Annotated in this window: 8 protein-coding genes; 4 read left to right on the forward strand and 4 right to left on the reverse strand. The window is 43.7% G+C overall.

The window, feature by feature from the left end; genetic code table 11:
- Positions 1-135: 135 nt before the first annotated feature.
- A complete protein-coding gene (pstS, locus tag AC5590_RS12815) occupies positions 136-1320 on the reverse strand; it encodes a phosphate ABC transporter substrate-binding protein PstS (protein ID WP_169264080.1) in 1185 nt (394 codons plus the stop codon).
- Positions 1321-1740: 420 nt separating this feature from the next.
- On the opposite strand from pstS, the gene AC5590_RS12820 reads away from it, so the two are divergent.
- Positions 1741-2328 (forward strand): biotin transporter BioY, encoded by a 588-nt coding sequence (locus tag AC5590_RS12820; protein WP_169264081.1) that lies wholly within the window; start codon positions 1741-1743, stop codon positions 2326-2328.
- A 198-nt stretch (positions 2329-2526) separates the two neighbouring features.
- Positions 2527-2994, forward strand: a complete 468-nt coding sequence (lspA, locus tag AC5590_RS12825) for a signal peptidase II (RefSeq protein ID WP_169264092.1) — start codon at positions 2527-2529, stop codon at positions 2992-2994.
- A 151-nt stretch (positions 2995-3145) separates the two neighbouring features.
- Here lspA and AC5590_RS12830 read toward each other — a convergent pair whose 3' ends face one another.
- Complete coding sequence (locus AC5590_RS12830) at positions 3146-3799, reverse strand: hypothetical protein (RefSeq protein WP_169264082.1); 654 nt, start codon at positions 3797-3799, stop codon at positions 3146-3148.
- Between the two features lie 449 nt (positions 3800-4248).
- Between AC5590_RS12830 and AC5590_RS12835 the strand changes: the two genes are divergently transcribed.
- Entirely contained in the window at positions 4249-6519 is a 2271-nt protein-coding gene (locus tag AC5590_RS12835; RefSeq protein WP_169264083.1) for a transglycosylase domain-containing protein, read from the forward strand.
- A 52-nt stretch (positions 6520-6571) separates the two neighbouring features.
- On the opposite strand, the gene AC5590_RS12840 is transcribed toward AC5590_RS12835, so the two are convergent.
- Both AC5590_RS12840 and AC5590_RS12845 read right to left on the reverse strand, forming a co-directional pair.
- Positions 6572-8065 (reverse strand): DUF4335 domain-containing protein, encoded by a 1494-nt coding sequence (locus AC5590_RS12840; RefSeq protein ID WP_169264084.1) that lies wholly within the window; start codon positions 8063-8065, stop codon positions 6572-6574.
- Complete coding sequence (locus AC5590_RS12845) at positions 8062-8688, reverse strand: DUF3038 domain-containing protein (protein ID WP_169264085.1); 627 nt, start codon at positions 8686-8688, stop codon at positions 8062-8064. Before AC5590_RS12845 ends, AC5590_RS12840 begins: the two co-directional genes overlap by 4 nt.
- 386 nt (positions 8689-9074) lie before the next feature.
- Between AC5590_RS12845 and AC5590_RS12850 the strand changes: the two genes are divergently transcribed.
- Entirely contained in the window at positions 9075-9593 is a 519-nt protein-coding gene (locus AC5590_RS12850) for an adenine phosphoribosyltransferase (protein WP_169264086.1), read from the forward strand.
- Positions 9594-9755 lie beyond the last annotated feature (162 nt).

Genomic DNA, 9755 nt, shown 5'->3' on the forward strand with positions numbered 1-9755 from the left:
CAGAACAATTCAAAATTCAAAATTCAAAATTCACACATTGGATAAGCTAGCTAAAGGCTAGTATCAATGAAACGCATAACTGCTAGGTGATGGCTCATCAGTCATTAATTTTGAATGCGTGACTTTTACAAAGTGCTATTTACTAGCGCTGGCACCAGTAGCACTGCCACCCCCAGAAATTTTATAATCTGAGCTGATGACATCGGCAGCAGCTGTCACTTTTTTCACCACGCTTTCGGGGAGAGGGATATAGCCTAGTTGTATAGCCATTTTCTGACCTTCGGTCAAGCCGTACTCAATCATGGCTTCCACTGCTTTGGCTTTTACGGCATCTGGATATTTTTTGTAAACTAACACCCAAGTGTAGGTAACGAGGGGATAGGACTCGTTACCCTCTGGATCTGTAATGAAGGCGCGGAGATTTTCTGGTAAAGTTACTGATTCCAGAGTTTTAGCTGCCGATTGATCGGTAGGTGCAACAAATTGCTTAGCTTTGTTTTCCAAAGCAGCAAAATTGAGTTTGCTATTTTTGGCGTAAGCGAACTCGACGTAACCAATTGAGCCTTGAGTTTGTTGTATTTGGGCAGTTACACCATCATTGCCCTTAGCAGCAAGTCCCACTGGCCAGCTTACAGTTTTACCACTGCCTACTTTAGACTTCCATTCTGGATTAATTGCACTCAGGTGTTGCGTAAACACACCTGTGGTGCCACTACCTTCAGAACGATGGACAACTGTGATTGGTGTGTTGGGAAGTTTTGCACCAGGGTTAGCAGCAGCAATTTTCGGGTCGTTCCAAGACTTGATAGTGCCTAAGAAAATACCGGTATAAACATCCCGTGTCAGCTTGACTCCCTCTACACCGGGCAAGTTGTAAGCCAGCACAATGCTACCAGCGGTCATAGGTAGCAAAAGTACGCCATTTTGGACCTTTTTGATTTCTTCATCCGTCATCGCGACGTCGCTGGCACCAAAGTCTACAAGACCTTTGGTAAATTGCTCAATCCCAGCACCGCTACCAACTGGTTGATAGTTGACTTGGAGATTGGGATTTTTCTGGTTTAAAGCCTGGAACCAAGTTTGGTACAGCGGTGCAGGGAAGGTGGCACCAGCCCCATTCAAGCTCACCTTTCCACCTAGGTCTAGTTTTCCAGGAGCACTAGCAGTAGCATCCTTTGCTGCACCACCAGGAGCTTCGCTAGTGGTATTACCGTTTTGTGCTTCCGGTCCACCACAAGCAGCTAAGCTGAGGCTCAGTGCTAATACTGAAACTGTTCTTGTTAAGCAAGAAAGATTAGTTACAGAGTTACGAGAAAGCATGGATATGTTTTTTTGGTGATTTTCCAGCTAAGCGATCGTACTATACAGTACGAAAGTAAAGAGAAGGTTAAGATTATCCAAATGACTACTTTTTCTCACCCCGATATCGCAAAATATAATATTCTTTACTCGATTCAATTTTTTCAGTGCAATTCGGAAATTCGGAAAACAAATTATACAATAGTACTTTTGTTTTAGTATAAGCTCAACAAAAACACGTTATACAACAATAGTCGTTGAAAAAGTCTATCCAATTCAGGGGTCATAAAGTTCTATGAAACAGCTAAACGTCTTAAAATAAAAGTTTTGAAATTGTTAAAATACAGAGATAAAAAAATAAGCTCATACACAAATTAAAGAAACAAATACTTAATTGATTGACATATTTGTACGAGAGTCCTTTGCATGAGTACTTTATAAATGCTAGCTGCATCCAATCAATTACTATGGTCTATGATTGGCTTATTGCTAACGATGGGTGGTACCTTTTTAGAAGGTTATGTCGCCACCTCACCGTTGAGTTGGAGTCAATATGGAATTCATGCACTTTCTCTAGGTGTCACCTATCAAATTGGTGGGGTGCTGCTAGCTGGTTGTTTGGGAGGCAAGAATGCTGGTGCGCTCTCGCAAATTGCGTATCTAGTAATGGGGTTAACATTATTACCAGTATTTGCTGATGGTGGTGGCATTGGCTATGTTAAAGTATCCCAGTTTGGTTATTTGCTCGGTTTTATCCCTGGAGCGTGGATTTGTGGGTTTTTTGCTTTTAAAGCTAGACCTCGATTAGAAACTCTTGCCTTTAGTTGCTTTTGTGGCTTGTTAATTGTCCACTTCTGCGGTATTACTTATTTGATACTCAGCTATGTTTTGCAATGGCAAGGAACAGAAACTCTGTCTTTGATGCAAGCTATGCTTAGATACTCCTGGTTTGCACTCCCTGGACAACTAGCTGTAGCTTGTGCTGTCGTCGTAATAGCATACGTGCTCCGCCACCTGATGTTTTACTAGTCATGAGTCCAGAGTCAACAGTCAATAGTGAGCCAGCGCGGAGGCCACATGCCTCTGTCCGGAAACCCTCCTGCATAGCGCTGGACTCACCGTAAGGCGTGGCCGTTCCCACTAGGGCGAACCCGTAAGGGTCTAGAGTTGTTTGACTAATGACTGTTGACAAATGACAAATGACAAATGACAAATGACAAATTCACCATGAGTGTAAAAAATCTCCTCTTTTGGATTGCTGCCTTTTTAGCTTTTGTGTTAGACCAACTGACAAAATACTGGGTGGTGCAAACCTTTAACTCAGGACAGACACAAGCCCTGTTACCAGGGATATTTCACCTCACCTACGTTACCAACACTGGTGCAGCCTTTAGTTTGTTAACAGGGAAAGTAGAGTGGTTACGCTGGCTATCTTTAGGAGTGAGTTTAGCATTGATAGCACTGGCATGGTTTGCAGTGTTGAATTTTTGGGATCAACTAGGCTATGGTTTTATTTTAGGCGGAGCGATCGGTAACGGCATTGACCGATTTGTTCATGGCTACGTAGTTGATTTTCTGGATTTTCGACTCATTAACTTTCCAGTTTTTAACTTGGCAGATGTCTTTATTAATATCGGTATTATTTGCTTACTGATTGCTACCTTTCAAAAAACACCCGCTTCACATCGTAGATGACGATAAAAAGTCAAATAAAAAATAAAAAGTCCGTATGACGGACTTTTTATTTTTTGACCCCAGACTTTTACCTGAGGGCATAGATTTTTTCACAAACAACAGTTAGGCAAACCTAAGACTGCTTCTTGACTCCATCTGTGCTGGGCTATTTTTACCTACTTGAACCTGGAGAGCCAGGGGAAGTTGGAGCGCTGGGATCAGTGGTGCTACCAGGGTTAGCAGGGTTACCAGTAGGAGGCGGGGCAATTTCAGTCGTACCATTGGGATTACCTGTAGTGCCTGGGTCAGCAGGTGCAGTGCCTGGTACAGTTGTGCCGCCAGGGGTGTTGCTGTCAGGAGCACCTGTTGTTCCACCAGGAGGAGTCGCTGGCATGTCGCCTGTACCACCAGGAGGAGTCGTTTTAGTATCTCCACTGGGGAGGCTAGGATTACCAGCAGGAGGCGGCGCAGCTTCAGTGCTGCCGCTGGGATTGCCTCTGGTGCCAGGATCAGAAGGTGCAGTACCTGGTGTTCCTGTACCACCAGGGTTGCCGCTGTCAGAAGGTTTCTTTCGTGTTTCAGTACTGCCATCCGAAGGGCTTGATGTAGATGCTGAGCTTCCTTGACACCGGGAATTAAGAGGGTAATTCTCACAAAACTTTTTCTTATCTACCCTTGGTGAAAGTTTGAGTTCCCCCGATGATCTAGAGGATGGATCTCCGCTAGATTGACCTATTAGGTATTTGGCTGACTGGGCAACAGCAACATTGCTGGTTAACGCTAGAGCTAGTGCTGCACCGATAAAGGTCAAAAATTTTCCGTTCATATTACTTCACCTCAACACCTCAACGGAGTACTTCCGCTCATTAAACCAAAAGATGAGCTTTTAAGAAATCATCCTAAAAGAAGATATGTATTGTTGCTTTTAAAATTCTTATATGTTAACAATGTAGGGTTTATCTGTTTACTTTCATAAAGTAGTCAGGGAAAAAATACCGCATTGGAAGTCTCAACTTCACAAAATGTTAAGAAAGTAAAGGTAGACAAAACAAGCATTGACTTAGTAATAAGAAAAATCATGACAAGATATGATGTGGCAAAATTAACAAGATAAGTCTAATTATTATTTATATATATTTTTGAAGTGTCAAATTGAGTCGGGAACAATTCCATACCACCAACGTCTTCGTAGGCTTATGATTACAATGGTGGAATACTAGCATCGAGGTTGCAATGCGCCCGATTCCTTACCAATAAATGTGGTGTAAATAGCCGATGAGTTCCCCCCAACCGCCTCAAAAGCCACAAACTTTGCTTGGTCAAATAACTCAAGCAGTACAAACAATTCAAGCCAGAGTCGATTTCTCGAAACTAGCACTCAAACCAAACGCCAAGGTACCAGAACTTTTGGTGCAGGATTCAGGGGCGGATAAGGCGGAGGTGTATCCGTTGTTGGGCGATCGCTACATGCTAGGTCGCAGTTCCAAATCCTGCGATATTGTTGTCCGTAACCCAGTTGTCAGCCAAATTCACCTGTCTCTTTCACGGGATTCTGCCCAAAGAGAATCTGTTTTTGTTATTAAAGATGAAAACTCCACAAATGGCATTTATCGGGGTAAACGTCGCGTCAATTCTTTAGAGTTACGTCACGGCGATGTTCTCACCCTCGGACCTCCAGAACTCGCCGCCTCAGTCAGAGTGCAATACGTTGATCCACCCCCTTGGTATGTCAGAGCAGCAACTTGGGCAGCTTATGGAGTGGGTGGAGCCACCGCCCTCATGGCTCTGGTTATTGGCGTTGAATCGCTGAAATTTTCTGTAAAACCTTTACCTGGAGCAACGCGAGCACCAGTGGTTGTTTACGCTCGTGATGGAGTCACCAAGTTACGCGAGCCTCGGACGACTTCTCATATAGATATGAAGCGGTTGCAGGACTTTGGTCCTTACTTACCCACCGCAGTCGTTGCTTCTGAAGATACCCGTTATTATTGGCATTTTGGAGTTGATCCGCTAGGAATTTTGCGAGCCGTATTCATAAATAGCCAGAGTGGTGATATCCAGCAAGGAGCTAGTACAGTCACCCAACAAGTTGCGAGGAGTTTGTTCCGCGATTATGTTGGCAGGCAAGATTCTCTTGGTCGTAAATTTAGAGAAGCGGTTGTCGCTCTGAAACTAGAAACATATTACAGTAAAGATTTCATCTTACTTACTTATTTAAATCGGGTTTTCTTAGGAGCAGATACCTCCGGTTTCGAGGATGCTTCTCGCTATTACTTTGACAAGTCAGCAAAAGAGTTAACCCTCTCAGAGGCGGCGACTTTGGTGGCAATTTTACCTGGTCCCAATGCATTTAATTTTTGTGGAGCAGATAGCCCGAATAAGTTCAGAACCATCGAGTACCGCAATCGAGTCCTCAAGCGGATGCTAGAGATAGGCAAAATTAAACCAGATGAGTATAACCGAGCTAGGCGATCGCCCATTGAAATCAGCCCTAAAGTCTGCGAACGGCAGGCAAAAACAACTGCTCCTTATTTTTATAGTTATGTCTTTCAAGAACTAGAAACCATTCTAGGAAAAGAACTGGCAACAGAAGGAAATTTTATTATTGAAACTCGGCTCGATCCAGCAATTCAAAAACAAGCAGAAGAAGCACTGAGTAAACATATTAGCAACGCAGGGCCCTCTTTTGGTTTTTCTCAAGGAGCAATGCTGACCCTTGATTCCAGCGATGGAAGTATCCTGGCAATGATTGGAGGCAAGGATTATAAATCAAGCCAGTTCAATCGTGCGGTTCAAGCAAAAAGACAACCAGGTTCCACCTTCAAAATCTTTACTTACACAACTGCTATTGAGCAAGGCATTTCACCGGGAAATTCATATTCGTGCTCCCCTTTTCGTTGGAAAGGCTTTACTTACAAACCATGTCGTACAAGCGCAGGTAGCTTGGATCTCGCTACAGGGCTAGCATTATCTGAAAATCCAATTGCGTTGAGGATTGCCAGAGATGTAGGGCTAGATAATATCGTGAAAACGGCGCAACGATTAGGGGTGAAGTCAGACCTAGATCCAGTTCCTGGCTTAGTATTAGGTCAAAGTGTCGTGAATGTCATGGAAATGACAGGTGCATTTGGCGCTATTGGTAATGGGGGTGTGTGGAATCGCCCTCATGCAATTAGCCGGATTCTAGATAGCAGTGATTGCCGCGATCCAAAGGATCTGAAAACTTGCCGTGTGATGTACTCCTATGACCAAAATCCGGACGCCAACAAACGAGTGCTACAACCTAACATTGCCGATACAATGATTCGTCTTCTGCGCGGTGTAATCACAAATGGTACTGGTCGCAGTGCACAACTAGGACTGGGAGAAGCAGGTAAAACTGGTACAACAGATAAAAACGTTGACTTGTGGTTTATTGGCTTTATTCCTAGTCGGCGGCTGGTGACTGGTATTTGGTTGGGAAACGACAACAATGCCCCCACATCTGGCAGTAGCGCTCAAGCTGCTGAATTATGGGGAAAATACATGGGCAAAATTACCAAGTAAAAGGAGTCAGAACAGAGAATTCACTAATTTTTGGAGCCTGACTCCTAACAATCTACCGATATCCTCGCCAGGGAAGAACCTCCAGGCTACCGTTAGGCTTAAACAGCACTTGGTAGTGTGCAAGAGGTTCTTTCTTGTTTGGAGGAGCCAAGTTTGAGCCGTAGACATCTTGAAACATCTTAGGAAGGGGTGTTGCCCGATAAGAGTCAACGGCTGGTTGGTTGAGTGGTTCGTAGTCAGCAATAACGCCATCTTTATTAACTGCTACCCGATATCTCAAATCTTTTGCAAAAGTGGAAGAAGTATTCCAATTTTGGCGGATAGTGTTAGAAAGCTTTTGGTTCAAATCCTTAATTGTGTTGGGATCTGTAATTTTTGTACCAACAACATCTGGTGTTTTGGTGTATCCCCGCCAAGGGCTAACCTGTAGCACACCTGTTGTCGTAAACACCACTCTATATTGGGCGATCGCTTCATTTGTAGCAGAAGTGCGATTTGCCGGATTGTTAAGTAAGCTTGCTAAAGGAGTTTTCTCTACAGCATCATTTGCTTGCTTATTGACTGCTTTATATCCAACAATTGCACCATCTGCACCCACTCCCACACGATAGACCAAATCCTGACCTAGTCCTGAGCGTTTGTCCCAACTTGGATTAATTTTGTTATATAATTCACGGTTCAAAACACGCAGTTGAGATGCATCTGTGATTTCTCCAGATGTATTTAAAAGTACTTCTAAATCCTTGGTAACAGGTGGTGCACCTGGTGTGGGAGTTGCTGCAGTAGGATTTAGCACTACAGAGGAAGAAGCTGTTGTGGGCGTGAATGTAGGATTTGCGGCTATCTGTTCATTGGAAGTCGGTGTAGGAGTAACAGACGCCGTTGTAGGACTATTGAGATTAGTAGTTTGATTGAAATTTTGCTGTGTGTTCGCTTGGGGCGCACGAACTTCGGGGGCTGGAATCATCGTAAAAGCAACAGCGGCTGCTGCCAAACTCGTCACTCCCACACTCGCAGGCACTGCCTGCTTGATCAGAGCTTGACTGACACCGCCATGACGTCTGGCAACTGGTTGTAATTGTAATGTTAATTCTGGTAAAGTTTGACTGTCTGCGAAAAACTGGTCTATCGCTTCGACTAAATCGAAGAACTGCACCGTGTTCAAATCGACTTGTATTCGCTGGTTTCCATTGTTGGAGTAAGACTCTATTCCATCTGCTGCTGCATCAGAATGCACAATTAATCTATGTTGGTTATTGCCCATTTTCTGGAACTGCACTAACTCTGACTCAGTGTTATGCGCTTCGGTATGTGGCACACTACTCAAAAATTCTTGAGCATATGCACTGACTCCCCTAAGCAAACTTTCAAAAAATTCTCGCCCTCCACTCAGTGGTCTAGTGTAGCCAGATATATAGCATTCTGCATTTACCAATATAGATAATTCTGGCCGCAGTTCCTGAAAATGCGCTGCCCTTGAGGCATCACTTAAACCCTCCAGCAGTAGTGTGCAATTCGGTAAACTATACTTACGTTGAATATTCATTCCACCTCACCGTCAAAAAGACTAATCCAGAACCGCTGCATTCCAGCTGTACCAGTACAAAATAATAATTGTTCCAACAAAGTTATAGCTAGCTCATTTAATTTTTCCTCGGAATGTAACGCTAAAACACCAGAACGTCGAGAATTCATTCGGCTCTTAAAGTGGCTTCTAAAGCGCTCTAGGTAGTTAGATAGACGTAAATTCTGTTCCAGTGGAAGCTGTTTTTCAACCATTTGTTGATGTATCGCCAGCAACTGGCGAATAACAACAGTTAAGCGTCGCGCAATGTAGCAACCAATAACCACTAAAGCTTTTGCTTCCATGATAGACAGAGGACGGCGGATATGTGCTCGTCGCATGGGGTTGGTACTACGCATTTGCCATAAATTGACCCGGTTTTTAACAATTCCTTTAAGATCCAACTCTTCAGCAAATGCCAAGATAGCTTCAGAGCCACCAAGCTCTAGCGCTTCAATTGCCAGTAGTATAAGATCTATTTGCAACCTAGCTCTACGGGGACATCCTTGTCCTTCAACTACTGGTTGGGGTAAAGAGTCCAGAATCATCGGCACAGACTGGGGAGTTGGACTGTTAATTGGTGTGATACTAGCAGAAATATTCATTATAGATACCATTAACGGTTGCAACAAACTGAGTAAAACTAATTTAAAATAGATTACCAGTCAATAAATCAGACTGATAGCATTATTGGCAAGTTTGCCTTATACATACATTACTTACTGTTTTGACACAAAGGTTTCCGCATTGCTTTTCATTAAAGTTTAAAAATTTTAAGTTCTCTTAGCTCACTGGTTATATCCTTATATCCCTAGCTTGGTGTAGATTCCAATAATCGTCAATGGATAGACTTTTTTGAGGTCTCATACCAAGCCTATGACATTTTAGTGTACGATTTTTCCGGTATATACCTCCTGTTGAACCGAGAGCTTGCAATCGGGCGATAGTGGTTGTAGCTTGTACTGCTGGAACTAAAACTTTTCTCTATTTTATGAATTTAAAGTCTCTGATTCGTGACATTCCAGATTTTCCTAAACCGGGAATTTTATTTCGCGATATTACTACGCTGCTGCGCGATCCAGAGGGATTGCGCTACACGGTTGACCTGTTTGTACAAAAAATAAAAGATGCTGGATTGACGGCAGAATACATAGTGGGAATAGAGTCACGGGGCTTTATTGTTGGCGCACCGCTTGCTTATCAGTTAGGAATTGGTTTTATTCCTGTTCGTAAACGTGGTAAATTACCAGCAGCAGTCCACTCAATAGAGTACGCACTGGAGTACGGTACTGATTGTTTGGAAGTCCACCAAGACGCTTTGCACGCAGGAAGCCGAGTTTTGATTATAGACGACTTGCTCGCAACGGGTGGAACAGCAAGTGCAACGGCAAAATTAGTCCAAAAAATTGGCTGCAAACTTGAAGGTTTTGGGTTTATCATCGAGCTACATGATTTACAAGGACGAAAACATCTGCCAGATGTGCCCATCCTCACCCTTGTAGAATACTAGTACAATTCGGCAGGAGGCTCAATTGGGAGCTATACAGTGAACAGTGAACAGTGAACAGTGAACAGTGAGTCCAGTGCTTGATGAGGGTTTCCCGACAGAGGCATCTGGCGTAAGCGCAAAGCGCACGCCAAGGGCGAACGCGAAGCGTCTCCGTTCGGCCTC

The sequence above is a fragment of the Brasilonema octagenarum UFV-OR1 genome, assembly GCF_963888615.1.
Classification (GTDB): domain Bacteria; phylum Cyanobacteriota; class Cyanobacteriia; order Cyanobacteriales; family Nostocaceae; genus Brasilonema; species Brasilonema sennae.